Genomic DNA, 24,766 nt, shown 5'->3' on the forward strand with positions numbered 1-24,766 from the left:
CCGTATGGCATAACGGCGTTATGAAAAAAATAACGGCGTTATGCCATACTGTCAAGATGAGTCCACGCCGAACCGATCCGCAGACGCGCACCGCCCTCGTCGACATCGCCGCGGGCCTGCTCGCCGGGGAGGGCCCCCAGGCGCTCTCGGCCCGCCGCATCGCCGCGGAGGCCGGCAGCTCGACGATGACCCTCTACACCAACTTCGGCGGTATGAGCGGCCTGGTCCGCGAGATGGTGCACGAGGGGTTCTCCCGGCTGGAGGCCTACTTCTCGCACGTGTCGCAGACCGGCGACCCGGTGGCCGACATGGCGCTGCTCGGGCGCGCCTACCGGCACAACGCCCTGACCAACCCCCATCTGTACGCCGTCATGTTCGGCGGTGCGACGCCGGCCGGCTTCTCCCTTACGGCGGAGGACCGCCAGCACGGCCGCTACACCCTCGGCACGGTGGTGCAGTGCGCCACCCGCTGCATCGAGGCGGGCCGGTTCCGCGCAGGGGACGCCGAGCTGGTCGCCCACCAGCTGTGGACCGCCGTCCACGGGCTGGTCACGCTGGAGCTCGGCGAGTACCTCATCGAGCCGTGCAACGCGGGCGTGGTGTTCGAGGCCCAGCTCACCGGCCTGATGGTCGGCGCCGGCGACGGGTACGAGCCTGCGGCCCGGTCGGTGCGCGCATCGCTGGACCGCCTCGCGTCCGAGCTCGGCGGCGTGGCCCCCTACCCGGCCGGCGGCGACCCGTCCCTGAACGACCCCGCAGGCGGCGGCCCGTCGGCGAGCGACCCGTCCGCCAGCGACACCTCCGTGAACGACCCGGCCTGACCGGGCGCCCCTGCGACCGGAAGCCGCTCGCGCGCGTTCTCCTCCGGCGACGGCGCCCTCGGCAGGCACAGGACGAACCGCGCGCCCCGGGGACTGTCCTGGATGGTCAGCGTGCCGCCCGCCATCTCGGCGATCTGCCGGGCGATGGGCAGGCCGAGGCCCGTTCCCCCGGTGTCCCTGCTGCGCGCGGCGTCCAGCCGGGTGAAGCGCTGGAAGACCAGCTCCCGCTTGTCGGGGGCGATGCCGGCGCCGTCGTCCAGGACCTCCAGCACCGCCGCCCCCGCCTTGTAGGCAGGGCTCCCGCCGGGTCGCACGTCGCGGTACACCTTGATGGTGATGGTGCTCTCGGCGTGCCGCTCGGCGTTGTCCACCAGGTTGGTCACCAGCCGGGCGAGCCGCACGCGGTCGGCCACCACCTCCACCCCCTCGCTCAGGGCGTAGTTCACCCGCTTGCCGGTGTGGCGAACCTCCATCTCGGCCCTGGCCAGCTGTGCCAGGTCCACCCGGTCGCTGGCGCCGGGCGTGCCGGCGTCCAGGCGGGCCAGCGTCAGCAGGTCGCTGACGATCGCCTGCAGGCGGTCCAGCCCGCTGAGGACGGCCCGGCTGGTCGCGTGCCAGTCGTGGTCGTCGGAGTCCATCAGGGCGTCCTCCACCTCGGCGCGGATGGCCGCGATCGGGGTGCGCAGGTCGTGGGAGGCGTCGGAGGCAAGGCGGCGTTGCTGCTCCACCGCCGCCTGCAGCCGCCCGAGGGTCAGGTTGACGCTCTCGGCCAGGTCGTGCAGCTCGTCGTCGGTGCCGGGGGTGGGCACCCGCCTTCCCGGGCAGCTCGCGTTGATCTCGTCCAGCTCCGTCCGGATGGCGTCCACCGAGGCCAGGGACGCCGCCACGGCGCGGTGGGTGCCGTAGGTGATCGCGATGACCAGCAGCACCGCGCCGCCGATCACGGCCGTGGCCACCATCGGATTGACGAGCGGCGGGATCACCGGGGCGGCGGTGTAGATCTTCCATTCCCGGCCGGAGAGGAGCACCTGCTGCCCGGCCACGATCGAGCACTGGTCGCGAGGGAAGGCGGGGCTGCCGCAGATGGTCTCGGTGACCCCGCTCCTGCCGTCGCCCAGGCGCAGGTCGGCCATCGGCGGCTTGCCCTCGATCTCCTTGGACGCCGCCACGATCGTGCCCTGCGGGTCGATCACCTGGATGTCGTAGATGACTCCGTGCGGAATCGGATCCAGGACGTTGCCGCGGTCGACCTCGGCGGCGACCCGCACGGCGGTCCCGAGGACCTCCTTGGTCAGGTACGCGGTGGCGGTGCGCTGCACGGCGATCAGGATCATGGCGGCCAGAAGGGCGCACAGCAGTGCCGCCACCACGCCGGCGTAGAGCGTGAGGCGGCGTTTCACCGGCCAACGTTGCCCCGGAGTCATACCGAATCCCCCTATAGCAGTCGACCACACCGTGCAGGGAATCTTGTCGCGGGGGTCATGGTGACCCCGGTGCCGCCGCCGGGGCGGCCGGCGAAGCCCGTGACAGCGGTGATCGTCCGTGCCGGGTCCGAGGTTCGTCGCCCGTGAGTCGGAGGTCCCGTGGTGCCGGGACGTTCGGCCCCTGCCCGCGAGCGGCGCACCGTTGTTCGATGAGGTGACGGGCGAGCCGTCAGGGCCCTCGTCGGACTTCGGTGAGGAGGCGCCATGGACATCGAGAGCTTGACCGCGGCGGACGTGATGAGCCGTGTGGTCGTCACGGTCAGGCCGGACGAGTCGCCCCTGATGGCCTGGGAGCTGATGCGGCGCGGCGGCGTCCACCACCTGCCCGTGGTCGACGCCCGCTCCCGCGTGCTCGGCGTGCTGAGGCGCGAGGACATCGCCTCCCACTGGTCGGGCGGACCGGCCGAGCAGTCCAGCGGCCAGGTGGGGCGGTTCCTGGGCTCGCGGCGCTGCCCGCACGTGACCCGTGGCACGGCGCTGCCGAGCATCGCCGCGACGATGGTGGACTGCGACGTCGACGTCGTGCCCGTGGTCGGCGACGCAGGCACCCTGGAAGGGCTGGTCACCGCCGTCGACGTGCTGCGGGTCGTCGCCGGGCGGCGGGCGTCCGCGACCGGGCCGAGCGACGTGGTGGCGGCGCTGTTCCGCCTGGAGCCGGTGCTCCCGCCCGAGCATCCCCGCTGAACGCGAGCCATCCCGCCGTAGCACGTCGCGGGCGGCTCACATGCTGAGCTTCGCGGCTCATATGCCGGGGGCGGCCGCTCACATGTCGTCGATGCGGCGGCGACTCACATGCCGTCGATGCGGCGGCCGGTGACCTCATGCGGGACGATGCGGATGTACAGGTCGCGCTCGCCGCCCGCCCACGGCTCCACGCCCCGCGCCGCGCCCGCCCCCTCGCCGGGGGACAGGTGGTGCGCCGGGCCCTGCGCGAGCACGCTCCACCCCTCTCTGCTGAACTCGTCGATGCGGTCCACCTCGAAGCCGACCTTGACCTCGACGCCCGCCGCGCCGCTGCGCAGGCTCAGGTCCATCGCGCCGCCCGCCCGCGTGCGGAACACGATCGCCCCGTCCTGGACGGCGTAGTTGACCGGGAACGCCGCCGGGCCGGTGGGACCGTCGAACGCCACCCGCCCGACCCCTCCCGGGGAGATCAGGCGCAGGCACTCGTCGCGGTCGAGCGCGTGCAGGACGGGCCGGACGGCGGCCCCGCCCTGGCCGGGCGGACTGCCGGCGCCGGCGCCGAGGAGCTCGGTGGCCGTGGTCTCCAGGGCCGCCGCCAGGCGGAGCAACACGTCCTCGCCCGCCGGGGAGGGGTGGGTCTCCAGATACTGCAGGTAGCCGGGCGCCATGCCGGCCCGCTCGGCGACCTGCCCGCGGGTCAGCCCGAGCCGCTGGCGCCGGTGGGCGATGCGGCGGCCCAGATCGCCCGGCGAGGTCGTTCCGTACGACATAGGCACCTCCCGTGCGCGGACCGGGCCGGTGCCGCCGGGCTCCCGGCCCGGCCGCCGGCCCCCGGGCGCGCCGATCGCATCGGCCCGCACCCGCGTCCGTCACCTCCGACGCTACTCCGGTCACCCATCGCCGATGCCCGGCGGGCGGCCTCGATCAAGGGACGAGGGTCCCTGGCGGGGAGGGACTTCGCCCCTGTGCCCGCCCGTCCCGCCGGCGCGATCATTGGATCATGAGACCCGCCCCGCCCGAGGGCCACGACGTCGTTCCGCGCTGCGCCGATCGGCCGCGCCGAGGCGCGCACGAGGCCGCCGGACCGCCGCGCGTCCCCGTTCGGTACGAGTACCGACACCGGCGCGCGGCGGACGTGGAAGAGTTGGACGCGCGCATCATCGGGGTAGGGCCGCTCATGGACGACGATCGCGAGATCGCCGAGCCGGTGATCGTCACGCCCTCCGGCGCGGACGGCCGCGGCGCAAGGAGTGCGGCCGGCTCGCGCCCGGCCGATCGCCTCCCGCCGCGGCCGTCCGCGCCGATGGCCACGACCATGGAAAGAAGGACACAGATGAACGACCGCGTCGCCCCTCCGTCGCTGGACGAGCTCGACCTAGAGGAGTGCCTGCGGCTCATATCCCGGGGAGGAGTCGGCCGGGTCGGCTTCACCGCGGGCGCGGGGCCGGTGATCCTGCCGGTCACCTACATCATGTACGAGAACTCGGTGCTGTTCCGCACCGCCATCGGCGGCCCGCTGGACGCCGACCTCAGCACCGGGGTGAGAGGCGTCGAGCTGAAGGTCGCCTTCGAGGTGGACGAGTTCGACGTGGCCGCCCGCGAGGGCTGGAGCGTCCTGATCCAGGGGGCGGCCCACCAGGTGACCTCGGAGGAGGAGCTGGCCGCCGTCCAGGGCACGGGCGTGGAATCGTGGGCGGGCGGCGAGCGGCCGCTGTACATCCGGATCACCCCCATGCAGATCACCGGCCGCCGCGTCCGCAGAGCCTAGGGGGCGACCGCTCATGCTCGCCAAGCGCGCGTCCTCCCGTCCCTCCGCCGAGGTTCTCCCACCGGCGCCCGCATCGCCGTCGCCGAGCCCTCTACCGTCAGGCGGGCGTGAGCGAATAGCGTCCGCACTATGATTCGGGTTTTCCTGGTAGATGATCATGAGGTGGTCCGGCGCGGCGTCGCGGCGCTGCTGGAGGCCGAGGACGACATCGAAGTCGTCGGCGAGGCCGGCACCGCCGAGTCGGCGCTGGCGCGCATACCCGCGCTGAAGCCGGACGTCGCCGTGCTCGACGTCCGGCTGCCCGACGGCAGCGGCGTCGACGTCTGCAGGGAGGTCCGCTCCCGCATGCCCGAGCTGGCCTGCCTCATGCTGACGTCGTACGCCGACGAGGAGGCGCTGTTCAACGCCGTGATGGCGGGCGCGGCCGGCTACGTGCTCAAGCAGATCCACGGGTCCGACCTGGTGGGGGCCGTGCGCACCGTCGCGGCCGGGCAGTCGCTGCTCGACCCGCGCACCACCGCCACCATGCTCCAGCGGCTGCGCGACCAGGCCTCCCACAAGGATCCGCTGGCGGCCCTCACCGACCAGGAACGCCACATCCTGGAGCTCATCGGCGAGGGGATGACCAACCGGCAGATCGGCGAGCGCCTGTTCCTGGCGGAGAAGACCGTCAAGAACTACGTCTCCAACCTGCTGGCCAAGCTGAACATGCAGCGCCGCACCCAGGTCGCGGCCCTGGCGGCCCGCCTGAAGGCCGACCGGCCCGGCGCCGACGCCGGCTGACCCGGCACGGGCGAAGGCGTCCGCTCCTTGTGCGGAGGAGCGGACGCGAACGCAGTCCCATCGCAGGGCTGCGCGCCCGGCCGCTCCCTTCCCTTCCGGCCTCCCTCAGGACCTTGTGCTCTGTTCCCTCACGGCGCCGGTCGGTGTGATGGAACGGTACGAACGGGGAGGGAGCGCCGTGATAGTGGTGGGAGTCGACGGATCCCCGGCCGGGCTGGAGGCCGCACGCTGGGCCGCTGCGGAGGCGGCGCTGCGCGGTGCCGCGGTGCGGGTCGCCCACGCGATGGCGGCATGGGCCTGCGAGCCCGGCGCCGGTCCCTACGCCGAGGTCGCGCGGTGGATGCGCGAAGGCGCCGACGCGGTCCTGGCGGCGGCGCTGGACGAGGTGCGCCGGGCCGCCCCCGGCGTCGAGGCGAGCACCGCCCGGCTGCCCGGCGACCCGAGGCCCGCGCTCATCGCCGCCGCCGAGGACGCCGAACTGCTCGTCGTGGGCAACCACGGCCTCGGCGGGTTCCGTGGCCTGCTGCTCGGGTCGGTCGCCCTCGGCGTCTCCGGACGCGCCCGCTGCCCGGTGGTCGTCGTGCGCGCCGTGCCGGAAGACGCCCGGCCGCGGATCGTCACCGGCCTCGACGGCGCGGGCACCGGAGCCGAGACGCTGCGGTTCGCCTTCACCGAGGCCCGCCTGCGCCGCGCGGAGCTCGTCGTGGTCCACGCCACCGACGCCGGCCCCGGCCCGCCGGGCGCGGAGGAACAGGGGCCGCCGTCCGGCGCGCTGGGCCCCTGGCTGGAGCGCCACCCCGAGGTCAAGGTAAGCGAGCTGGAGCTGCCCGGGCATCCGGTGGACGTCCTGCTGGAGGCGAGCGCCCACACCGAGCTGCTGGTCGTGGGCTCGCGCGGGCGCGGCGGCTTCACCGGCCTGCTGCTCGGCTCGGTCAGCCACGCCCTGCTGCACCACGCGACCTGCCCGGTGGCGGTGGTGCGCGGCTGAGCCTCCCGGTGACACGGCGCCGCGCCGCCCGGCGCGGCGCCGTGGAGGAGTCGTCGCAGGCCGGGAGGCCAGGCCGGGAAGCAGGCCGGGATCCGGGCGTCCCGGAGCACGACACGACGCCCGGTCGATGCGACACTTCCTGGTATGACGGAGAACGAGCCGCGTTCGGTCATCCCCAACATGCGGCTGGACGACCTGCTGTCGGAGCTGCAGGTGCGGCTGGAGGCCGTGCTGGCCACCCGCGACCGTGTGCACGCGCTGCTGGACGCCGTGGTGTCCGTGGGCAGCGACCTCGCCCTGGAGACGGTGCTGCACCGGATCGTGGAGACGGCCACGACCCTGGTCGACGCCACCTACGGTGCCATGGGCGTGATCGGCGAGGAGAACACCCTGGTGCAGTTCGTCCCCGTCGGCCTGGGCGAGGAGGAGATCGCCCGCATCGAGCACTGGCCGCACGGGCTCGGCCTGCTCGGGCTGCTGATCAAGGAGCCGCAGACGCTGCGGCTGTCCCACATCTCCCGGCATCCCGAGTCCTACGGCTTCCCGCCCGGCCACCCGCCCATGGGCAGCTTCCTCGGCGTGCCGATCCGGGTGCGCGAGGAGGTCTTCGGCAACCTCTACCTGACCGAGAAGCGCGGGGGAGGGGAGTTCGACGAGGACGACGAGGCCATCGTGGTCGCCCTGGCCACCGCCGCCGGCGTCGCCATCGAGAACGCCCGGCTGTACGAGGACACCCGGCGCCGCGAGACCTGGCTGCAGGCCTCCTCCGAGATCACCACCCGCCTGCTGTCCGGGGCCGATCCGCAGGAGGTGCTGAGCCTCATGGCCCGCCGCGCCCGCGAGATGGCCGACGCCGACAGCTCGGCGATCCTGCTGCCCGACGCCGGCGACGACAAGACGCTGCGCGTGGCGATCAGGGACGGCGAGCCGGGCGCCTGGCGGCCCGGCGGCGAGGTGCCCATCTCCCGGTCCCTGGAGGGCGAGGCGTTCGTACGCGGCGAGCCGCTGATGCTGAACGAGCACGGCGACGGCGAGCTCCTCGGGGCCGTCGACGACCGCCCCATGCGCGGCCCGGTGGTGGCGGTGCCGCTCGGCGCGGCCGGCGCCGTGCGCGGCGTGCTGTCGCTGGGCAAGCGGCACGGGCGCATCCCGTTCAGCCGCTCCGAACTGCGCACCCTCGGCGCCTTCGCCGGGCAGGCCGCCGTCGCGCTGGAGCTGGCCGAGACCCGCGAGGACGCCGAGCGCCTCGGCCTGCTGGAGGACCGCGACCGCATCGCCAAGGACCTGCACGACGTCGTCATCCAGCGGCTGTTCGCCGTGGCCATGACGCTGATGAGCGCGGTGCGCCTGGTGGAGCGGCCAGAGGCGTCCTCCCGGCTGCAGAGCGCGATCGACGAGCTGGACACCACGATCCGGCAGATCCGCTCGACCATCTTCGCCCTGCAGACCCCGCGCGAGGCCGCCGGGCCGAGCCTGCGCGCGCAGATCGTCGAGGTGGTGGAGAACGCCCGCGGTCACCTCGGGTTCATGCCGGCGCTCAGCATGGAGGGCCAGCTCGACAACCAGGTGCCGCCGCGGCTCGCCGAGCAGGTGCTCGCCGTGCTGAGCGAGTCGCTGTCCAACGTCGTCCGCCACGCGAAGGCGACCCGCGCCGAGGTGGTCGCCCGCGCCGACGGCGGCCGGCTGACGGTGATCGTGGAGGACAACGGCGTCGGCGTCCCCGAGGGGGGACGGCGCAGCGGCCTGCGCAACCTCGAAGAGCGCGCCGCGAACCTCGGCGGCTCGTTCGAGGTGAGCCGCCCCGAGGCCGGCGGCACGCGCCTGCGGTGGAGCGTGCCGCTCGGCTAGCGGTGGATGCGGCGGCCGGAGATCTGCTCGGTGGACACCACGATGAAGTGCTCCCGGCCGCCCGGCGTCCACGGGACGAGCGGCAGCCGGGCGAGGCGGGCGATCTCCTCGGGGTCGGTGACCGCGCGCGCGTTCCCGACCGCGGTGACCGACCAGCCGGTGCGCGCCTCGGCGTCGAACTGGTCGGCCTCGAACGCGACGATGGCGTTGCGGGCCGCGGCGGACAGCTTGGAGCCCTCGCCGGTGCGGATCACGATGGTCGAGCCGTCGAGGTGGAAGTTGACCGGCTGGACGGCCGGGAGCGCGCGGTCGGTGTACACGATCCGCCCGATCGGGGCGGAGCCGAGCAGTTCCATGCACTCTTCCCGGGAGAGCACCTGCAAACCGGCAGCATCGATCTTCACGCGTCAAAGCCTGCCGGAGCGGCAGGCGGTCCGGTTAGGGGCTAAGGTCACCTCTTTGGGCATGTCACCTGGCGTGCTCCCGTGGGCCCGGCCCGAATCGGGCCTCCCTGCGCTGACGCCGGCCGGGCGCCATGACCTCCCGGTGCCATGGGTGAGGACGCCTCGCGCGCTCCGGGCGCCGGGCTGTCCGGCGAGGCCGCGGCGCCTACGGTGATCGTGCGCGACCGTCGCCCCCGTCGCGCCGATGCGGGTCTAGCATCAGGTCGATGGAACTGTGGGAGCGTTCGGCGACGCTGGACCTCCTCGGCGATCTTCTGCGCGAGAGCGCCCGCGGCGGGCGCGTGGCGGTCGTGGCCGGCGAGGCGGGCATCGGCAAGTCCGCGCTCGTGACCGAGTTCGCCCGGCGCTGCGGCCCGGCGGCCCGGGTGCTCTGGGGCGGTTGCGACCGGTTGATCACGCCACGCGCGCTAGGACCCCTGCATGACATCGGCCGCCGGGCCGGAGGCGCGCTGGCCGACCGGTTGAGCTCCGGCGCCGCGCGGGAGGAGATCTTCGCAGCGTTCTTCGACGAGCTTTCCGGCCACGCGCGGCGGCCCCGCCCGGTCGTCGTGGTGGAGGACGCCCACTGGGCCGATGAGGCCACCCTCGACTGGCTGGTCTGGTCGGGCCGGCGGATCGGCCGCGTGCCGGCCCTGTTCGTGGTGACCTACCGTGACGACGAGGTGGGCGCCGAGCATCCGCTGCGCGGCGCCCTGGCCGCTCTGCCCAGCGCCATCGTGCGGCGCGTGTCGCTGCCGCCGCTGTCGCAGGAGTGCGTGGCCGAGCGGGCGCGCCTGGCAGGCCGGGATCCACGGCAGGTCCACCGGCTGACCGGCGGCAACCCGCTGCTGATGACCGAGTTGCTCAAGGCCGGCGGGCCGGCGGCGCCGGCCACCGTGCAGGATCTCATCCTGGACCGGCTGCGGGCCCTGCCGCGGCCCGCCCGGGAACTGGCCCGGCTGGTGGCGGTCATCCCCACCCGCGCCGACGCCGCCGTCATGGCCCACGCCCCGGACCTGGTCGACGTGTGCGTCGACGCCGGAGTGCTCGTGGCCTCCGGCGACGGCGTGTCGTTCCGTCACGAGCTGCTGCGCAGCGCGGTGGAGGACGCGCTGCCGCCCGCGCGGCGCGCCGCCCTGCACCGGCGGGCGCTGGACATACTGGCAGGTGTCGCCGGGGTCGACCCCGGCCGCCTGGTCCACCACGCCCTGCACGCGGGGGACGACGCCGCGGTCCTGCGGTACGGGCGGCTGGCGGGGGCCGGCGCGGCCCGGCAGGGCGCGCATCGGGAGGCGGCCGCGCATTACCGCGCCGCGGCGGCACACGCCGACCGGCTGCCCGACCTTCAGCGGGCCGAGCTGCTGGAGGCGTACGCGTTGCAGGCCTACCTCGCAGGGCAGGCCGAAGAAGGGCTGCGGGCCCGGCGGGCGGCGCTGGCCGTACGGGAGGATTTGCGCCAGCCCGAACAGGTGGGGGAGAACCTGCGCTGGATCTCCCGGCTGGCATGGTGGGCCGGGCGCGCGGGAGAGGCCCGGGAGGCGGCGGCCCGTGCGGTGGCGGTCCTGGCCGCCGGCCCGCCGGGGCGGCGGCTGGCGATGGCCTACAGCAACCGATCGCAGCTGCACATGCTGGCGGGCGAGTTCGAGGCCGCGGTCGCGTGGGGGGAGCGGGCACGGAGCCTGGCCGACCGGCTGGGAGACGCCGAGACCTCCGTCCACGCCGCCGTCAACGTGAGCACCGCCCGGCTGAAGGACGGCGACGAAGGCGCGGCCGCGGCGCTGCGGGAGGCGCACGAGCGGGCCTCGTCCCTGGGATTGGCCGACCACGCCGCCCGGGCGCTGGTCAACCTGGCCACCTCGCTGGTCGAGACGGCCGAGTACGAGGCCGCCGTCCCGGCGGTCGAGCGGGCGCTGGCCTACGCCACCGGGCAGGACCTCGACGGCTACGTCCAGTATCTGCTCGGGGTGCGGGCGGGGGTGCGGCTGGCCCGCTGCGACTGGACCGGCGCGCTGGCCGACGCCGAGGCGGCGCTGGGCCGGCCTGCCCGGGCCGGCGTCGCCGTGGTGCCCGCGCTGATCGCCCGGGGCCGCATCCAGGCGGCTCGCGGCGAGCCCGAGGCGATGGCCACGCTGGAGGAGGCGGCCCGCCAGGCCGAACGCACCGGTGAGGCGCAGCGGGTCTGCCCGGTGGCGGCGGCCAGGTCGGAGTGCTTCCTGCTGTTCGGCGACGCCCGGCGCGCCGCCGAACAGGCCCGGCACGGCCTTGACCTGGCCGTCGCGGCGGGCGGCACCCACCACATCGGCGAGCTGGCCTACCGGCTGTGGCGGGCCGGCGGAACCGGCGTCCCTGACCAGGTGCCGCCGCCGTACCGGATGATGATCGACGGCGACTGGGCGGGCGCGGCCGCCGAGTGGTCCCGGCGCGGCGCCGCGTACGGGCGCGTCGAAGCGCTGGCGGGCGGTGACCGGGACGCGGCGGCCGAGGCGTTGCGCGTCCTGCACGAGCTGGGGGCCACGCGGGCGGCGGAGCGGCTGCGGGCCGAGCTGAGAAGGCGGGGATTCACCCGGCTGCCGCGCGGCCCCCGCCGGGCGACGGCCGCCAACGCGGCCGGCCTGACGCCACGCCAGGCGGAAGTGCTCGCGCTGCTGGCCGAAGGGCTGTCCAACGGCGAGATCGCCGCGCGGCTGTCGCTGTCGGCCAAGACCGTCGACCACCACGTCTCGGCGGTGCTGGGCAAGCTCGGCGTGGCCGGCCGCGGCCAGGCGGCCGCCGTGGCCCGCCGGCTGAACCTGGTGCGTCCTCCCGCAAATTAGGGAGAACTCCCCAATCGCCGCGCACTGCCGGCGACCTACCGTTCCCCACGAATCCCTCATTCTCCATTGGCAGGAAGAACAGGAGAGATCATGGCTGGAAAGGCCGTCGTCAGTCTGACGACCGGGCTGGAGGACACCGAGCGGGTCACGGTGGCGTTCCTGGTCGCGGTCGGCGCCGCCGAGCAGGGGCGTCCCACGCTCATGTTCCTCACCAAGGAGGCGGCGCGGCTGGCACTGGAAGGCGTCGCCACCGCCGTCGCCTGTGAGGGCTGCCCTCCACTGGCCGACCTCGCCGCCCGGTACGCCAAGGCGGGCGGACGCTACCTGGTCTGCCCGATCTGTTTCGAGGCCCGCAAACTCGACAAGGGGCGGCTCATCGAGGGCGCGGAACTGGGCGGCACCGTCCCCATGTGGCAGTGGATCGGCGATGAGGGCGCGACCACCTTCAGCTACTGACGCGACCCGGCCGCCGGCCGGACGGAAACCACCCGGGGGCGTTCAGCCGGGGGACCCGGCGGTGAGCGACGGCGAGACCGATTCGCGGCTCCGCAGCGGCATCGGCACCCGGTGCACCTCGCCGGTCCGGCCGGTGTCCGCGGGGTCGCGGTCGATCTCGGTGAACAGCACGTCGACGGCCTTGCGGCCCAGCTCGTAGTGGGGCAGCGCCACGGTGGTGAGCTTGGGCCGCATCCATGAGGCGACGGGGTGGTCGTCGAAGGAGACGACGGAGACGTCCGCGGGCACCTTGAGCCCGAAGTCGTCGAGTGCCTGGTAGGCGCCCATGGCGATCCGGTCGTTGAAGCAGATCAGCGCGCGCGGCCGTACGGTCTCCAGCAGGTCGCGCGTCGCGGCGAGGCCGTACTCGGGCTGCCAGTCGGGGCACCTGCGGCCGCCCGCCACCTTGACCCCCGCCTCGCTGAACGCCGCGCGGATGCCGACGAGCCGTTCCCCGGCCGCGACGCTCTCCGACCGCACCTCGCGCAGGCTCGGGCCGACGCCGATCAGGTAGATGCCGTCGCGGTGGCCGGCGTCCAGCAGGACCTGGGCGGCGAGGCGACCGGCCTGGACCTCGTCGGGCAGGACGGCGGGCAGGACGGCGGGCCCCTTGGACAGCGCGTTGAGCAGCACGGCGGGCGACGCCGTGATGCCTTTGGGCACCTTGATGGTCCTGGTGAACATCGAGGCCAGGATGAGGCCGTCCACCTGGCGGTCGTGCATGGCCTGCAGCAGCAGGCGCTCGAGCTCCGCGTCGCCCTCGGTCTCGCCGATGAACAACATGAACCCGCGGTCCCGGGCGGCCTCCAGCGCTCCCTTGATCATGTCGCCGGCCAGCCGCGAGGTGGCGACGGTGTCGGAGACGAAGCCGATCGTCCGCGAGGTGCCCGTGCGCAGGCCCACCGAGACGATGTTGGGCCGGTACTGAAGCTCGGCGGCCGCCGCCAGCACCCGCTGCTCGACGTCCTGAGAGATGCGCAGCTCACGGCCGCGGCCGGACAGCACCAGCGAGGCGGTCGGCCGGGAGACACCCGCGGCCTTGGCCACATCGGCCAGCGTGACCCGTCGTGTGCTCACCCAGGGCTCCGATCGTCAAGAGTGTGTTACGGAGGGTTGACATCCTGCGACGCGCATGGTGAGACTATCGGGCGCTAACCCGATTTAGCAAAAGGTCGGGACGTCAGCCCCGTGCCGGTCGTCCCAGGCAGCAGAGGAGATGCAACATGGCTCGTCGAGGTCGCCCCGGCAGGTCCGGGGCCGTGCTTGTGATCGCCATGGGGACGCTGGCCGCCGCCTGCGCGGCTCCCGGCAGTGACAACGACCCGCAACCCCAGGCCACCGGCACCTCGTCGGTGTCCGCGGCGCCCACCTGCGGCACGGCGCCGATCACGCTCAACGGCTACTTCGAGACCGGCTTCCCGCTGCCCAAGACGCTGACCACCGAGTTCACCAAGCAGCACCCGAACGTCACCTGGAACGTCCGCGAGGACCAGTTCGCGGTGATCACGCAGAACGCCCCGCGCGTGCTGGCGGACAACCCGCCCGACCTGATGCGCCTGCCGCAGGTCTCCGAGCTGGTCAAGGACGACCTGCTGAAGAACCTGGACGGCTATGCGACCGCGTTCGGCTGGGACAAGTGGCCGGCCTCGCAGCTGGAGCAGCTGCGCCTCGGCCCGGGCGGGCGGCCGCGCGGCGAGGGCTCGCTGTACGCCATGGGGCTCAACACCAGCATGACCGGCGTCTTCTACAACAAGAAACTCGCCGACAAGATCGGGATGTCCGCGCCGCCCGCCACGCTGGCGGAGCTGGACGACGCGCTGGCCAAGGCCAAGAGCGCGGGCATCACGCCCATCGTGCAGTTCAACGGCGGCGCCACCGGCGGCCTGGCGTTCCCGCTGCAGAACCTCATGGCCTCCTACGGCCCGTCCGGCCCGATCAACGACTGGATCTTCCAGAAGCCCGGCGCCACCATCGACACCCCGTCGAACCTGCAGGCCACCCGGCACCTGGAGAAGTGGATCAAGGCGGGCTACTTCCAGAAGGACGTCAACGCGGTCGACTACGCGACCATGATGAGCCGCTTCATCGACGGCCAGGGCCTGTTCATGTTCGACGGCGACTGGGAGTCGGGCAGACTCGACAAGGAGATGCCGGGCGGCGCCGGCTTCATGTTGATGCCGCCGGCGCAGCAGGGCGGCAAGCGGGCCGCGATGTCGGCGCCGCTCACCTTCGGCATCGCCGCGAGGGCCAAGAACGCCGACTGCGCCGCCTTCTTCCTCAACTGGGTGGCCACCGACAAGCGGGCCCGCGAGATCGGCGTCGAGGTCGGCGGGTCGCGGCCGATGGGACCGGCCGACGCGTACATGCCGGCCGTCGCCTCCGACACGGTCACCGCGAGCACTCTGGCCGCCGGGGCCGACATCGCCAAGGACAATGGCGCGATGGACTTCATCGCCAACGCCACCGGCGCCATCTACGCCAAGAGCTGGACGCCGCAGCTGCAGAAGCTGGTGGCCGGCCAGCAGACCCCGCAGGAGCTGCTGAAGACGGTCCAGGCCGACTACGCCGGCCAGCTCGAAGGGAACTGAGCGATTTGATGACCCGCCCGGCCGGCGCCCGATCGGCGCGCCGGCGGCCGGTCGCGACCAGGTTGCGCGGCCCGCGCGGCCTGGTCGGCTGGCTGTTCGTCGCCCCGGCGCTGCTGTTCTACGCGGTGTTCGTCCTGCGCCCGATCGCCGTGACGGCACAGTACTCGCTGTACGAGTGGAACGGCATCGGCGCCTCCACCTGGGTGGGCCTGGCCAACTACGGCAAGGTCTTCACCGACCCGGACCTGTTCGACTCGCTGCTCAACGCCGTCAAGCTGATCGTGTTCTTCAGCGCGATCCCGGTCGTGCTGGGCCTGGCGATCGCCGCGACGATCAGGCGCATCGCGGCGAGCCGGCTCGCCCTGGTGGCCCGGACGGTGCTGTTCCTGCCGCAGGTCATCCCGCTGGTGGCCGCCGGCATCGCGTGGAGCTGGCTGCTGGCCTCCACCGGAGTGATCAACCAGCTTCTCTCGCTCGTCGGCCTCGGCGGGGTGACCCGCGCGTGGCTCGGCGACTTCGGCACCGCGCTGCCGGCGGTCGGCATGATCGGGGCGTGGGTGCTGCTCGGGCTGTGCACGCTGCTGCTGCTGGCGGGCATGAGCAAGATCGACCCGGCGCTGTACGAGGCCGCCCGGCTCGACGGCGCCGGGCCGTGGCGGGAGTTCGTCTCGATCACGGTCCCGAGCCTGCGCCAGGAGATCGCGGTCTGCGTCACCGTGACCGTGATCGCGGCCCTGGCCAGCTTCGACATCATCTACATCTCCACCCAGGGCGGGCCCGGCAACACGACCATGGTCCCCGGCCTGCAGATCTTCTACCTGGCCTTCTTCGAACGAGAGGTCGGCCTGGCCTCGGCCCTGGCCATGGTGCTCATGATCCTGGTGGTCGCGTGCGCCCTGCCCATCCAGTGGTTCGCTAAGGACGGCAACCGATGATCACCGCGCGGGGGGAGGCCTGGACCGGCAGGCTCCTGCTCATCGTCATGATGGCGGTCACGCTGCTGCCGTTCCTCAGCCTGTTCGTCACCGCCCTGCACCGCTCGGGCTCCTACCCCGCCGGACTGGCCTGGCCGGACGACCCGCAGTGGGGCAACTTCCTGCTGGCCTTCGAGGCGGCGCACATGGGGGAGCTGCTGAAGTCGAGCGTCCTCATCGTGCTGGGCGTGGTCCCGATCTCGATCCTGCTGGGCACGATGGCCGGCTTCGCCGTCGGCCACCTGCGCGTCATCGGCGGACGCGTGATCTTCCTGCTGTTCGTGCTCGGCCTGACCCTCCCGTTCGAGGGCATCATCACGCCGCTGTACTACCAGATCCGCGACATGGGGCTCCTCAACACGCGCTGGGCCATCATCCTGCCGCTCATCGGCCTGTTCATGCCGTTCAGCGTCTTCTGGATGCGGGCCCACTTCGTCAACATGCCCGCCGAGCTGTCCGAGAGCGCGCGGATGGACGGCGCCAACGTGTGGCAGCTGTTCCGCCGCATCCACGTCCCCCTGGCCATGCCGGCGATCTCGTCGCTGGGCATCCTGCTGTTCCTGTGGACCTGGAACCAGTTCCTGCTGGCCATCGTCCTGGTCGACGACCCGCTGAAACGCACCATGGCCGGCGCCCTGGGCGCCTTCCAGGGCCAGTGGGGCACCGACATCCCGCTGCTCTGCGCCGGATCGCTGCTGATCCTGACCCCCACGCTCCTGATCTTCCTGATCTTCCAGCGTCACTTCGTCAAGGCCCTGCTGCAGGGTTCACTGAAGGGATGACGGCGATGAGCGCACCGGTCTACGGCGGGATCGAGGCGGGCGGCACCAAGTGGGTGTGCGCGGTCGCCGACGCCGGCGGAGCGATCCTCACCACGAAGGTGATCGCGACCACCACGCCGGAGGCGACCATCGCGGGCGCCGTACGGTTCTTCCAGGACCACCGGACGCTCACCGCGATCGGCGTGGGCAGCTTCGGCCCCCTCGAACTGCGGACCGGCTCGCCGGCGTACGGCCACATCACCGTCACCCCCAAACCCGGCTGGGCGCACACCGACGTCGTCTCCCCGCTGCGCGCCGCGCTGGGCGTCCCCGTCGCGCTGGACACCGACGTGAACGCCGCCGCGCTGGGGGAGTGGCGGCACGGCGCGGCGCGAGGGCTGGAGACGGCCGCCTACATGACCGTGGGCACCGGCATCGGCGTGGGAGCCGTGGTGCACGGCCGGCTGCTGCACGGCCTGTCCCACCCGGAGTTCGGGCACGTCCGCGTCCCGCACGACCGGGCCCGGGACGCGTTCGCGGGCAGTTGCCCCTTCCACGGTGACTGCCTGGAAGGGCTCGCCTCCGGCGAGGCGATGTTCCGGCGGTGGGGACGGCGTGCCGAGGACCTCGACGACCCGGCGGCGTGGGAGCTGGAGGCCGAGTACCTCGCCCACGCCGTCATGAACCTGACCTACGCGCTGTCACCCGAGCGGATCATCATCGGCGGCGGCGTCGCCAAGCGCGCCGGGCTGATGGCGCGCGTCCGGGCGCGCGCGTTCGACCTCGCCGCGGGCTATCCGGCGGCACCGGCGCTGACCGGCCGGGCCGCCATGGACGAGTACGTGGTCGGTCCCGGGCTCGGCGACCACTCCGGGATCGCGGGCGCCGTCGAACTCGCGATGCGCCGCCCCGCCTGACCGGCGGGCCCGGCGCACCCTGCGGCCGGACCACATCCACCAGTTGAGAGAAGAGGTCATCCATGCTGTCCCGAGGACGGTCAGGCGCCCCAGGCGCAACGGCGACCGGACCCACCGCGCTCCAGCGACGCCCCGGGGTTCTCCGTCGCGGGCAGGGCGCCGCGTGAGCGGTGGCCGACCGGCGTACTGGACCCGCCGGCATCTCGACCTGCTCGCCGAGACGAGCGCCGTCACGGCGCCCGTCATCGATCCGCCGTCCCTGCCGCGGATCCTGCCCGGCCACGATCTGTGGGACCTGTGGCCGGTCCAGGAGGAGGACGGCGCCACGAGCGTGATCGGCGGCCGGGAGCTGTGGATGGCCCTGTCGGCGCCCGCCGCCGGGCATCCGGAAGAGCGCCACGACCGGGCGCGGATCCGCTTGCTCGGCAAGGACGGCGAGCAGTGGCACGACCTGGGGGACGCCTTCGCCGACGGCGCCTCGCCCGGCAGCCGTGAATGGTCGGGTTCGGCGGTCCGCCGGCCCGGCGGCACCGTGTCGGTGTTCTACACGGCCGCGGGACGGCGCGGCGAGGCGCGCCCGACGTTCCGGCAGAGCGTCGTCGAGGCCCGCCTCACCCTGGTCGCCGACGGCGGGCGGATCGTGCCGCGGCGGGACGCCGAGCATCGGGAGGTGCTGCGCTCCGACGGCCGGATGTACCTGCCGGCCGACGAGGTCGAGGGGGCGCCGGGCCGTATCAGGGCGTTCCGTGACCCCGGCTGGTTCCGCGACCCGGCCGACGGGCGCGACCACCTGCTCGTCGCCGCGTCCGTGGCCTGGGAGGACGGCTTCACCGGCGCGATCGCCCTGGCCGGGTCACGGGCCGGCGCCTGGTCGCTGCTCGCGCCCCTGATCGTCGCCGAAGGCGTCAACCACGAACTCGAACGGCCGCACGTCGTCGTGCACGACTCCTGGTACTACCTGTTCTTCTCCACCCAGCGTCACAACTTCCATCCGGCCGGCCGTGCGCCCACCGGGTTGTACGGCTTCGCCGCGCCGAGCCTGACCGGACCGTACGAGCCGCTCAACGGATCCGGGCTCGTGCTGCGGAACCCTTCCTCCGAGCCCGACCAGGCCTACGCGTGGTGGGTGCTGCCGGACCTCCGCGTGGTCGGCTTCGCCAACTACCGCTCCTTGCAGGGAGCGGACCCGCGCTTCGCGGAGGCCGCGCAGGCACGAGCCGGGTTCGGCGGCACGGTGGCGCCGATGCTCCAGCTCGCCCTGAACGGCACGACAACGTCCATCACCCCGATCGGCGCCGCCGCCCACTAAGTCCCATAACGGACATACTTTGTAAAGGCCATGTCTTAGTAAAAATTTCTCTTACCCCGACCAAGAACAAAAAATCTAGAAGGCCTCCGGAGGAGCAGCAGCGGAGTAGCCAGCAGGAGCGCGCCGGCCAGGCCGATGGCCGTGCGCGGGCCGAGCAGGCCGCCCAGCACGCCCCACCCGGCCGTCAGGAGCGCGGTCGAGGCCTTGGTCGTCACCGCCCAGGCGGACAGCGTGCGGGCGGCCCGGTCGGGCGCGGTGCGTTCGAGGCGGTAGGTGGCGCAGACGGGGTTGAAGACCCCGCAGCAGAAGATCAGCCCGAGCTCGACGCCCATCACCAGCAGCAGCCCTCCGGTGCCCGGCCTCAGGAAGACGAGCCCGACGGGCCAGATCGCGCGCAGCGTCCCCGCCATGACGAGAACCCGGCGCTGCCCGAACCGGGTGACGAGCGGCCGGGCCAGTCGCGAACCGAGCAGCCCGCCGATCGCGGGCGCGGCGAAGGCGAGCCCGTACTGCCACGGTGCGAACCCGAGCCGGCCGAGCATCAGGACGGCCAGCAGCGCGTCGGCGGCCATCACCAGGCCGTTGAACAAGGCCGTGTTGAAGAACAGCGGGCGCAGCGTCGCGTCGGCGAGGATGTGCCGCCAGCCGTCGAGCAGGTCACCGGCCCGCATGCGCGCGGCCTGGCGGCGCTCGGGCCGCGGCTCCCGGCCGCCCGCCGCGCGGATGCCCAGGGCCGACAGCAGGTAGCTGACCGCGTCGGCCGCCACCGTCGCCACCGGGCCGAGAAGCCCGATCGCGGCGCCGCCCAGCGGCGGCCCGATGACCGTGGTCGTCCAGGCCGTCGACTCCAAGCGGGCGTTGGCGACGAGCAGCTGCTCGGCCGGCAGCAGCGTCTTCAGGTACGCGCCGGAGGCGGCGCGGAAGCAGATGTCGGCCGCCGCGACGACGACCGAGACCAGCAGGAGCTGGACGAAGGAGAGCACGCCGAACGCGAATGCGGCGGGGATCGTCAGCAGCGCCGCGAACCGCACCAGGTCCATTCCGATCAGCACCGGCCGCTTGCGGCGGAATTCCACCCACGGGCCGAGCGGCACCGCCACGGCCGCGCCCGCCAAGGCCCCCACCGAGGACAACGCCGCGACCTCGGCCGGCCCGGCGTGCAACGCCTGGATCGCGATCAGCGGGAACGCGCCGAAGGCGAGCCACGTGCCGAGCGCGCTGGTCCCGTACGCCCCCCACAGCCACCCGAACCGCCGTCCCAACCGGTGCCCGCTCCGCATGCCCGACGCTCCTCGCCACTCACTCGCACGACCAACCCGCGATCGGGAGCATCAAAGCGCGCGCCGTACCAGGGGACCAACTCGATGATCGGTGCCGCCGGTTCGCCCGCACCCGCTCGGTCAGGCGCGGTGCCATTCGTGGCGTTCGAGGAAGGCCCGGTCGTCGGTGGCGTATTCGGCGAAGGCGTCCTGGACGGCTCGCAGGCCGGCGACGTGCGTGCGTGACAGCACGTTCGCCACGCTGTCCTTGTACTCCAGCTCGTAGCCGCCCGGCTCGGGGGAGACCTGGATGAAGTGCCGGCCGAAGACGACCAGCGCGGCGAAGGGGTTCTCGGCGGACAAGGTGGCGAGCGCGTCGGAGACCAGGCCGAGGTCGGGGTCGGCGATGACCAGGCCGTCGCCGGTGTGCAACTGCATCTCGCGGTGGGCGCCCCGTGGCCCGAGGTTGTGCACCAGCTCGCGCTGGGGGTCGTAGCAGACCAGCTGGCACTGCCTGGCGAGCGCGAACGCGGCGCCCGCGACCTCGTCGGACCGCTCCAGGTCCACGACGACCAGGGCATGGGCGGGGGAGACCCGCACGGCCTCGGGCAGCCGCTCGGCGAACGCGGCGACGCCCGGGTGCGGCCGGATCGACGCCGCGGCGCCCGTGAGCGGTCGCGGCGCACTGGGGGCGTCCTGGTGCGGTGCGGCGGGTGCGGCGCTTTCGCCGCCGCCGAGGGCCGCGAAGATCTCCTTCGCTCGCAGCTTGGTGATCGGCTCGGGTTCGTGCCAGACGGCCAGGACGAAGTTCACGCTCCCCATGGTCCTACACGGCGCGAGTGCAAGGCCGGCCGGTGGTGACCGGCCGGAGGCGGCCGCCGCCGCCGGGGGTGCCGGTGACGGCGGCGGCCTGGTGGGGACGGGTCAGAATCCTGCGGTGATGCGGGTGAAGTCCCAGTTGTTCTGGGAGACGCCGCTGCAGGTCTCGCTGACGCCGCCGCCGGGGCAGGGGCGGTCGCGGTTGACCGACCAGAAGGCCAGGCGGGTGAGGCCCTTGGACCTGGCCCAGTCGCGGATCTGGGTCCAGGTGCCGGTGGTGGTGACCTCCTGCTGGTCGGACAGCCCGTTCATGCCCGAGATGCCCATGTGCGCGTAAGCCTGCGCGTCGGTCCAGCCCCAGGCGTTCTTGAGCGCGTTCTTCAGTCCTTCTGAGGCGTTGACGGTGCTCTGGTACATGTTGGCGCCGCCGCCGAAGTCGAACGGCATGATCGTGTAGTTGTCGATGGGGATGTTCATCGCCCGCGACTGGTTGATCAGCCGGACGCCGTCGGCGGTCGGGCCGCTGGTGCCGGTGCCGAAGGTGAGCACCACCTTGACGTTCGGGTTGTTCTGCTTGACGGTCTTCAGTCCGCCGAGGATGCGGTCCTGGACGGTGTAGTTGGAGAACTCGTCGGTGTTCTCGATGTCGAAGTCGACCACGGCGGGGCCGACGGCGTTGATGACCTGCTGCACGGCGCCGGCGAAGGCGCTGGAGGAGGAGCAGTTGGGGCCGAGCTTGTTGCCCGACCAGCCGCCGAAGGAGACCTGGACGCTGCCGCCCGCGCCCTTGATCGCGTTGATCGTCTGGGCGTCGACGCCGCCGGTCAGCGGCCGGGAGCCGTCCCACATGGGCGTGCAGCCTCCGCCGGAGAGGATGAAGGCCATGGTGAAGGACCTCACGCCCGTGGAGCTCATCACCGAGGTGGCGCTGGGCGGGCTGCCCCAGCCCATGTAGAGGTAGGGGGCGCCGGCCATCTTGCCGGGGGTGGGCGGCGGGGTGGTGCCGCCGCTGGGCAGGGTCCACCTCTGGTTGTCGCTCGCGTAGCAGTCCCAGATCTGCAGCGGGGTGCCGTCGGCCGAGCTCGGCCCGGTGGCGTCCAGGCACTTGCCGAGGGCGCGCAGCGTGCCGTCGCTCTGGGCGGTCCAGATCTGGGCGGCGGTGCCGTTGCAGTCGTAGAGCTGGACCTTGGTGCCGTTGGCGCTGGAGGCGGCCGCCACGTCCAGGCACTTGCCGAGGGCGCGGACGGTGCCGTCGGAGCCGGTGGTCCACTGCTGGGCGTTGGTGCCGTTGCAGGTGTACAGCTGGATCTTCGTGCCGTTGGCGCTGGAGGCCGCCGCCACGTCGACGCACTTGCCGCCGTAGCCGGTGATCTGGCCGGTGGCGGCCGAGGCGGGGGTCAGGCCGGTGGCCAGCAGGGGCAGGGTCGCGGCGACGGCGACCGTGATGAGCCGGGTGCGGATTCGGGAGCGGGGGCGGAAACGGCTGGAGTGTTCCGGATTCATGGGGGGTGTCGCTTCCTTCGTGCGAGGGGAGTGCGTGCGCCTCGGGTCCTGCGTCCTGCGCGGGGACGGGAGCGAGGCCGCGCCTCCCTCGGGGCCGGCCCTTCCGTGGGAGTCCGGGCGGACGAGACTCCTGAACTCTTAGGAAGGTTTCTTAATTAATAAGGGGATTCAACGCCCTGCGCCCACTGGTAGTCAAGAGCTCCGTCGCCATCGGCGTCCCGGCCCTCACGTCGCCAGGCCGCACCATCGGAAACCGCCGGTGCGTCGGGGTGCGGTCGGAGTACGGCAGAGCCGGACCGCGTGCGCGGCGCCGGCGAGAGGCCGGATGAGCACCGGCGTCCCCGCTGCCGGGGCGCCTGGAACGCGCGGGCAGAGGGTCGCGGACCCCCGCCGCTGGGAGGCGCTGGCCGTGTGCCTGACGGCACGGATCGCGTTCCGCGACGACCGCACCATCGCCGGTCTGCACATCCTCGAAAGGCGGACGCCGTGACCATCGAATCTCCGGGCCTTGCGAAGACGGCCACGCCCCGAGGCGGACCCCGCATGAGCGGCCGCGAACTGCGATCGATCGGTGTGTTCACCGCCTTGGCGTTCGCGCTCGCCTGGCTCATCGCGCTCCCGCTCTGGTTCGGTGACGGACTCGCCAGCCCTTATTTCACCCTCGTGGCCGCCGCCACGATGATGACCCCCGCGATCGCCGCCCTCGTCGTCGTGTTCTTCGTCGAGCGGCCGCAGCACAGGACGCGGACGCTCGGACTGTGGCCGTTGCGACCGGTCCGGAGCCTGGCCGGCTACGCGGCGCTGGGGATCATCGTGTCCATCGCGCTCGTCCTGGTGGCGCTCCCGGTCGGCGCGCTGCTGGGGGTCTACCCGGCCGATTTCGTGAACTTCTCCGCGTTCCAGCAGGTCCTCGACGAGCAGGCGGGCGCCGCGGGAGTGGCCGAAATCCCGATCCCGATCGGCGCGCTCGTCGTCATCCAGCTCGCCGTACTCCCCTTGGCGGCGTTCATCAACCTCATCCCGGCGCTGGGGGAGGAACTCGGGTGGCGAGGGTGGCTGCTGCCCGAACTGATGCCGCTCGGCACGCTCCCAGCCTTGCTGATCTCGGGCGTGATCTGGGGCCTTTGGCACGCCCCGCTCATTCTCCTCGGGTACAACTACCCGGATGCGCCGGGCTGGCTCGGCGTGACCGCGATGGTCGGCACGTGCATCCTGGTCGGCGCGGTCTTCGGCTGGCTGCGGCTCCGCTCGGGGTCGGTGTGGCCCGCGGCCCTCGCGCATGCGGCGTTCAACGGGGCGGGCGGGACCTACCTGCTCTTCGCCGAGGCCGGCGAGCGCGTCGACACCACGCAGGCGACGATCCTCGGCTGGAGCGGGTGGATCGTGCCGCTCGCGCTCGTCGTGATCCTGATCGCCACGGGACGGTTCACTCCCGCGAAGCACCCAGGACAGTGAAGGCCTGTCTCACTGGTCGCGGCTCTGCGTGCCGCGTCTGGCCGCTCGCCTGTCCCGCCACCTCGCACCGGCCCCGATCACTCCTTGCCTGGTGCGTGCTCGCTCAACGTGTGCAGGGCAAGGGTGGAGTGCGCGTAGGCGCCGCCGGCGCGCATCTCCGCCGCGACCCGGATCGCCTCCATGATCTCCTCCGGGCGAGTCGCTTGCGCCACGCCGCGATCTCGGGCGTGGCCTTCGGGTAGAGGGGCTCGTTCACAGGGTCGCCACAGTAATCCACGCACTCGGCCGTACGGCCTGGATCCTTCATCCGGGCTGACGGGAGTGTTCAGTGGCGCAGCAGTTCGGCGAGCACGGCCGCCTCGCTGATCTCCGGCTGTTTGGTCGCGGTGAGCAAGGTCAGCACGCCGCCCTGGGCCGCGAGTTCGCGCAGGTGCTTCAGCGCGGCCGCCCGTTCGGGGTCTGCCAGTTCGCTGCGGTAACGGCGGCCGAACTCGGCGAAGAGTTCGGGGTCGTGGTGGTACCAGGTGCGCAGCTCTGTCGAGGGGGCGATCTGTTTGCACCATTCGTCGAGGCCGGCCTTGGCCTTGGTCATTCCTCGCGGCCAGATCCGGTCGACCAGCACCCTGACGCCGTCATCTCGCGCCGGCTCCTCGTAGATCCGGCGCACCTGAACCTTGCTCCTGCCTGCCATGGTGTGCCTCCTCATGGTCGAGGGTGCGCTGATGGAGGTCCGGTGACGTGCGCCGCCGTCGTCAGGGCATCACCAGGGCCGGCATCCCTCTCATGACACCGACGCTACCCCGGGGGACGTCAGGGCATTCCGTTGGACGTGGCTCCGCAGGCAGGCGTACATCGCCATCGAATCGGACATTTGTGATCTACATTGTAAAGGCCGTGAGTGTATACAACGAACCTAAAAGCCACAAAAACTCAAGCTCGACAGCCCCCTATCCGACGAAAATTCTGGGGAGGCGGCGGATCGCGAATTCGGAGCGGCCGGACACGCGCCGGTCGTATTCTCCAGTGCCGTCCGCCGTAAACCCGACGATGCCTC

The 24,766-nt window shown here is 72.7% G+C and carries 24 protein-coding genes; 15 read left to right on the plus strand and 9 right to left on the minus strand.

Annotation, left to right across the window (positions count from 1 at the left end):
• Positions 1 to 56 precede the first annotated feature (56 nt).
• Entirely contained in the window at positions 57 to 821 is a 765-nt protein-coding gene (locus tag ACZ6QO_RS12830) for a TetR/AcrR family transcriptional regulator (RefSeq protein ID WP_465850293.1), read from the plus strand.
• Here ACZ6QO_RS12830 and ACZ6QO_RS12835 read toward each other — a convergent pair.
• Positions 719 to 2,221: a sensor histidine kinase gene (locus ACZ6QO_RS12835; RefSeq protein ID WP_465850295.1), complete on the minus strand. Its 1,503-nt coding sequence runs from the start codon at positions 2,219 to 2,221 to the stop codon at positions 719 to 721. The two genes, ACZ6QO_RS12830 and ACZ6QO_RS12835, sit on opposite strands and share 103 nt — an antisense overlap.
• 288 nt (positions 2,222 to 2,509) lie before the next feature.
• Between ACZ6QO_RS12835 and ACZ6QO_RS12840 the strand changes: the two genes are divergently transcribed.
• A complete protein-coding gene (locus ACZ6QO_RS12840; RefSeq protein ID WP_465850297.1) occupies positions 2,510 to 2,989 on the plus strand; it encodes a CBS domain-containing protein in 480 nt (159 codons plus the stop codon).
• A gap of 104 nt (positions 2,990 to 3,093) precedes the next feature.
• Here the strand turns inward: ACZ6QO_RS12840 and ACZ6QO_RS12845 are convergent, their stop codons facing one another.
• Positions 3,094 to 3,759: a helix-turn-helix domain-containing protein gene (locus tag ACZ6QO_RS12845; protein WP_465850299.1), complete on the minus strand. Its 666-nt coding sequence runs from the start codon at positions 3,757 to 3,759 to the stop codon at positions 3,094 to 3,096.
• Between the two features lie 230 nt (positions 3,760 to 3,989).
• On the opposite strand from ACZ6QO_RS12845, the gene ACZ6QO_RS12850 reads away from it, so the two are divergent.
• The 4 genes from ACZ6QO_RS12850 to ACZ6QO_RS12865 all read left to right on the plus strand — a co-directional run bounded on the left by ACZ6QO_RS12850 (position 3,990) and on the right by ACZ6QO_RS12865 (position 8,376).
• Complete coding sequence (locus ACZ6QO_RS12850; RefSeq protein ID WP_465850301.1) at positions 3,990 to 4,757, plus strand: pyridoxamine 5'-phosphate oxidase family protein; 768 nt, start codon at positions 3,990 to 3,992, stop codon at positions 4,755 to 4,757.
• A 129-nt stretch (positions 4,758 to 4,886) separates the two neighbouring features.
• A complete protein-coding gene (locus tag ACZ6QO_RS12855) occupies positions 4,887 to 5,540 on the plus strand; it encodes a response regulator (protein ID WP_465850303.1) in 654 nt (217 codons plus the stop codon).
• 178 nt (positions 5,541 to 5,718) lie between these two features.
• A complete protein-coding gene (locus ACZ6QO_RS12860; protein WP_465850305.1) occupies positions 5,719 to 6,528 on the plus strand; it encodes a universal stress protein in 810 nt (269 codons plus the stop codon).
• 144 nt (positions 6,529 to 6,672) lie between these two features.
• Entirely contained in the window at positions 6,673 to 8,376 is a 1,704-nt protein-coding gene (locus ACZ6QO_RS12865; RefSeq protein ID WP_465850307.1) for a sensor histidine kinase, read from the plus strand.
• Here ACZ6QO_RS12865 and ACZ6QO_RS12870 read toward each other — a convergent pair.
• Positions 8,373 to 8,780, minus strand: coding sequence for a pyridoxamine 5'-phosphate oxidase family protein (locus ACZ6QO_RS12870; RefSeq protein WP_465850309.1), 408 nt, complete (start codon positions 8,778 to 8,780; stop codon positions 8,373 to 8,375). The genes ACZ6QO_RS12865 and ACZ6QO_RS12870 overlap by 4 nt on opposite strands.
• A gap of 266 nt (positions 8,781 to 9,046) precedes the next feature.
• Here ACZ6QO_RS12870 and ACZ6QO_RS12875 point away from each other — a divergent pair, with 266 nt between their 5' ends.
• Both ACZ6QO_RS12875 and ACZ6QO_RS12880 read left to right on the plus strand, forming a co-directional pair.
• Positions 9,047 to 11,632 carry an ATP-binding protein gene (locus ACZ6QO_RS12875; protein WP_465850311.1) on the plus strand — a complete coding sequence of 862 codons (2,586 nt, stop codon included), beginning with the start codon at positions 9,047 to 9,049 and terminating at the stop codon, positions 11,630 to 11,632.
• Between the two features lie 90 nt (positions 11,633 to 11,722).
• A complete protein-coding gene (locus ACZ6QO_RS12880; RefSeq protein WP_465850313.1) occupies positions 11,723 to 12,088 on the plus strand; it encodes a DsrE family protein in 366 nt (121 codons plus the stop codon).
• A gap of 42 nt (positions 12,089 to 12,130) precedes the next feature.
• Here ACZ6QO_RS12880 and ACZ6QO_RS12885 read toward each other — a convergent pair whose 3' ends face one another.
• Positions 12,131 to 13,204 (minus strand): LacI family DNA-binding transcriptional regulator, encoded by a 1,074-nt coding sequence (locus ACZ6QO_RS12885; protein ID WP_465850315.1) that lies wholly within the window; start codon positions 13,202 to 13,204, stop codon positions 12,131 to 12,133.
• 146 nt (positions 13,205 to 13,350) lie between these two features.
• Here ACZ6QO_RS12885 and ACZ6QO_RS12890 point away from each other — a divergent pair, with 146 nt between their 5' ends.
• The 5 genes from ACZ6QO_RS12890 (at position 13,351) to ACZ6QO_RS12910 (ending at position 18,676) form a co-directional block, all read left to right on the plus strand.
• Positions 13,351 to 14,715, plus strand: a complete 1,365-nt coding sequence (locus ACZ6QO_RS12890; RefSeq protein WP_465850317.1) for an ABC transporter substrate-binding protein — start codon at positions 13,351 to 13,353, stop codon at positions 14,713 to 14,715.
• An 8-nt stretch (positions 14,716 to 14,723) separates the two neighbouring features.
• A complete protein-coding gene (locus tag ACZ6QO_RS12895; RefSeq protein WP_465850319.1) occupies positions 14,724 to 15,650 on the plus strand; it encodes a carbohydrate ABC transporter permease in 927 nt (308 codons plus the stop codon).
• Positions 15,647 to 16,471, plus strand: a complete 825-nt coding sequence (locus ACZ6QO_RS12900) for a carbohydrate ABC transporter permease (RefSeq protein ID WP_465850321.1) — start codon at positions 15,647 to 15,649, stop codon at positions 16,469 to 16,471. The genes ACZ6QO_RS12895 and ACZ6QO_RS12900 overlap by 4 nt, the downstream gene beginning before the upstream one ends.
• Positions 16,472 to 16,476: 5 nt before the next feature.
• Positions 16,477 to 17,367, plus strand: a complete 891-nt coding sequence (locus ACZ6QO_RS12905; protein ID WP_465850322.1) for an ROK family protein — start codon at positions 16,477 to 16,479, stop codon at positions 17,365 to 17,367.
• A 163-nt stretch (positions 17,368 to 17,530) separates the two neighbouring features.
• Complete coding sequence (locus tag ACZ6QO_RS12910; RefSeq protein ID WP_465850324.1) at positions 17,531 to 18,676, plus strand: glycoside hydrolase family 68 protein; 1,146 nt, start codon at positions 17,531 to 17,533, stop codon at positions 18,674 to 18,676.
• 35 nt (positions 18,677 to 18,711) lie between these two features.
• Here ACZ6QO_RS12910 and ACZ6QO_RS12915 read toward each other — a convergent pair whose 3' ends face one another.
• The 3 genes from ACZ6QO_RS12915 to ACZ6QO_RS12925 all read right to left on the minus strand — a co-directional run bounded on the left by ACZ6QO_RS12915 (position 18,712) and on the right by ACZ6QO_RS12925 (position 22,257).
• On the minus strand, positions 18,712 to 19,956 hold the full coding sequence (locus ACZ6QO_RS12915) for an MFS transporter (protein ID WP_465850326.1): 1,245 nt from the start codon (positions 19,954 to 19,956) through the stop codon (positions 18,712 to 18,714).
• A gap of 120 nt (positions 19,957 to 20,076) precedes the next feature.
• Complete coding sequence (locus ACZ6QO_RS12920) at positions 20,077 to 20,748, minus strand: hypothetical protein (protein ID WP_465850328.1); 672 nt, start codon at positions 20,746 to 20,748, stop codon at positions 20,077 to 20,079.
• A gap of 111 nt (positions 20,749 to 20,859) precedes the next feature.
• Positions 20,860 to 22,257 (minus strand): ricin-type beta-trefoil lectin domain protein, encoded by a 1,398-nt coding sequence (locus ACZ6QO_RS12925; RefSeq protein WP_465850330.1) that lies wholly within the window; start codon positions 22,255 to 22,257, stop codon positions 20,860 to 20,862.
• Between the two features lie 325 nt (positions 22,258 to 22,582).
• Here ACZ6QO_RS12925 and ACZ6QO_RS12930 point away from each other — a divergent pair, with 325 nt between their 5' ends.
• Together ACZ6QO_RS12930 and ACZ6QO_RS12935 are read left to right on the plus strand one after the other, a co-directional pair.
• On the plus strand, positions 22,583 to 22,747 hold the full coding sequence (locus tag ACZ6QO_RS12930) for a hypothetical protein (protein WP_465850332.1): 165 nt from the start codon (positions 22,583 to 22,585) through the stop codon (positions 22,745 to 22,747).
• 53 nt (positions 22,748 to 22,800) lie between these two features.
• Positions 22,801 to 23,712 carry a lysostaphin resistance A-like protein gene (locus tag ACZ6QO_RS12935; RefSeq protein ID WP_465850333.1) on the plus strand — a complete coding sequence of 304 codons (912 nt, stop codon included), beginning with the start codon at positions 22,801 to 22,803 and terminating at the stop codon, positions 23,710 to 23,712.
• 77 nt (positions 23,713 to 23,789) lie between these two features.
• Here ACZ6QO_RS12935 and ACZ6QO_RS12940 read toward each other — a convergent pair whose 3' ends face one another.
• Positions 23,790 to 23,924, minus strand: coding sequence for a hypothetical protein (locus ACZ6QO_RS12940; RefSeq protein ID WP_465850334.1), 135 nt, complete (start codon positions 23,922 to 23,924; stop codon positions 23,790 to 23,792).
• Between the two features lie 113 nt (positions 23,925 to 24,037).
• Positions 24,038 to 24,403, minus strand: a complete 366-nt coding sequence (locus ACZ6QO_RS12945) for a DUF488 domain-containing protein (protein ID WP_465850335.1) — start codon at positions 24,401 to 24,403, stop codon at positions 24,038 to 24,040.
• Between the last annotated feature and the right edge of the window lie 363 nt (positions 24,404 to 24,766).

This window comes from Sphaerisporangium sp. NPDC049457, from assembly GCF_055586705.1.